This window comes from Caballeronia sp. LZ065, from assembly GCF_031450975.1.
Classification (GTDB): Bacteria; Pseudomonadota; Gammaproteobacteria; order Burkholderiales; family Burkholderiaceae; genus Caballeronia.
The window spans coordinates 1-2,030 of sequence record NZ_JARUXV010000020.1 but is presented as its reverse complement, the minus strand read 5'-3'; the positions used below and the strand labels follow the sequence as shown (position 1 = coordinate 2,030).

The 2,030-nt window shown below is 62.6% G+C and carries 1 protein-coding gene and 1 pseudogene; both read right to left on the bottom strand.

Features of this window, described 5'->3' with window-relative positions; all coding sequences use genetic code 11:
• A pseudogene (locus QCE63_RS35455) lies at positions 1–563 on the bottom strand (hypothetical protein); the annotation flags it as partial.
• A 438-nt stretch (positions 564–1,001) separates the two neighbouring features.
• Positions 1,002–2,030, bottom strand: a 1,029-nt coding sequence (locus QCE63_RS35450) for a hypothetical protein (protein ID WP_309839924.1), incomplete at its 5' end; no start/stop codon positions are given.

Below are 2,030 nucleotides of genomic sequence, written 5' to 3'. Positions count from 1 at the left end.
GCGATGGTTACCTGCTGTTCGAACGAGATGGCTTCAGGCGGCGCGCCGCGCAGTGATTCGCCCTGGAGCGCCGCCATGCTGTTGGCGTTGGCGGCGTCGCTGGGGATAGCGGGGTCCTTGTCGAAGCGAGAGAGCAATTGCATCGCTTCGCCGCTGGAGAGTTTCTGCGGACTGGAGATCGCCGTGTTCGTCGATGCGTTCGCAGGCCGGTTCAGCGACAACGTGGACTGCCCTACGGGCGCATCGGTCGGCGTGGAGGATGCGTTGTTGGCTTCGTTGCCGGGTGAAGGAGAAAGCGATTGCGTCGCTTCGTCGCTGGGAAGTTTCGGTGGACTGGACGCTGCTGTGTTCCCGGCCGCCGTGTCCTCGGGCGGGATCTGCGCCAGCGTGGACTGCCCTGCGGACGCATCGGTCTGCGTGGAGGGTGCGTTATCGGCGTCGTTGCCGGTCGAAGAGGCGGGCGGGTCGTTCGCCGGGTGAGTGTTGGCGGAAGTGGTGGTGTCGTCGTCGCCGTACTGCTGCGCGGAGGCGGACGAAGTTGGACTGACGCTCGATACAGCCATTTCAGTTGCTCCTGACAAGTAGAAGGGCACCGCCCGATACGCGTCATCTACCTGGAGCGTTGAGGCAAGGCCTGCGCCGAGTATTGCTGTCAGTTGGTCCAGGCGGGTGATGCAAACGTATCGTCCACGCGTTACAAGCCACTCGTCCTGGATGGAATCCGCGCCCTTCACCCTGCCTGCTGGCGGATGACACGCTGGGCGCACGCGCGGGCGGCGCGGGCGGCGCGGTCGCGTTGCTGTCCATCACGGAGAGGGGGGCGTTCTCGTTGCGCGGAGGGCAGCTTCCGGGCCCGGGCGGAGCGCGGCGCGAGGCGTCATTCGACGGGATGAGGGAACGTAGGCCCGCTTGAGCGCCATGCGTTTGTGGCGTTGCTACGATTGCGCGCCCGGGCCGTCAGACTCATGTCACTCGCGCGCGCTTCGACTCCGACAAGCCCGCTATAAGCCCAGGAAGGCTGTGATTCGTTGCATTTGAAGGTCCGTCAGTTCCGGGCCTCTGCCGGTGAGATAGGTGTGTACTTCCTCCGGCGTGATGTCCCGAAATCCCCGGGCGGTCAGTTCCGCTGCAAGACTCGGAGGGGCAGAAACCTGTCCTTCGAGCCACATGTCGATCGAATCGGCCTCAGGTCCGCTCAGCGCTTCATGGTCTTCAGTGAACTGCCTGAGTTGCGCGCTCCCCCAAGAAGTGGCCGGGCCTTGATCTTGGGCAGCACGGCTGGTTCCAGGTTGTGGAGACCAGGGTTCGTCAAGATCGGGGCGCGGTCGCTTGAATTGGGGTTGCTGAATGGCGCCGCTGGTGCCGGGTTGTTGTGGATCGAGTTCGGCGGGGTCCGCGTGTGTGCGCTTGAGCGGAGGCTTGCCCGCCGGATACGGGTCACCCTGTGCCTCGGTCATTGGATACTGTTGCGGCGGGTTCACGATGTCAGCCGTGCCTGGACGTTGCGGCATTCTCCAGGGTCTGTTTTGCGAGAAGCTCCCGGTCGGAAGATTGGTCGTGCGCGCGTAGCGGCTCGCACTGCGATAAGCAGCAAACTCGTCACCGTCGAAAAGTGCGGTTGCGACCTCGGACAGGGACTGGCCGCTGATCAATCTGCAGTATGCTCGCTCACCAGACGCCATAACCGTTCGTTGCCCGTTCCCGAAGCCGAGGTTCAGAGGGGCAATATCTCCGCTTTCGGCGACATATCGTGATATCCACTCTTTAGGCATATTATTGGAGATATTGAATTCCCGGCTTACGTCGTACAACGAGTACCCTTGTTCGAAACGATCGAACATCGCCGCGGCCGTGGTTTGCGAGTAGAGGCGTCGAGGACCCGTCCCTCCCACCAGTCCCTTGTCGAGATCGACCTGCCAGTTTCCCTTCGAGTCGATGGACATGTTGCGTGTATTGGGCCATCCCTCACGTGGCTGTAACTGCCAATACCCGGCGTCCTTGTTATAGCTGACCGGATAAGTCTGGCCGCC